Genomic DNA, 226 nt, shown 5'->3' on the forward strand with positions numbered 1-226 from the left:
TTGATTTCTTTTCCTCGAGCTACTAAGATGTTTCAGTTCGCTCGGTTGGCTCTGACCTGCCTATGGATTCAGCAGGCAGTACATGGGGTTGCCCCATTCGGAGACCTCCGGATCGATGCTGACTTCCAGCTCCCCGGAGCGTTTCGCCGGTAATCGCGTCCTTCTTCGCCTCGGCGTGGCTAGGTATCCACCGTTAGCCCTTTGTAGCTTGACCTAGCTTTACTTG

Annotated in this window: 1 rRNA gene; it reads right to left on the minus strand. The window is 54.4% G+C overall.

Features of this window, described 5'->3' with window-relative positions:
• Window positions 1-214 (minus strand): 23S ribosomal RNA (locus tag LKK83_RS00575); the annotation flags it as partial.
• Window positions 215-226: the final 12 nt, after the last annotated feature.

It is taken from the genome of Phormidium sp. CCY1219, from assembly GCF_035615515.1.
In the GTDB taxonomy this organism is placed as follows: Bacteria; Cyanobacteriota; Cyanobacteriia; order Cyanobacteriales; family Laspinemataceae; genus CCY1219.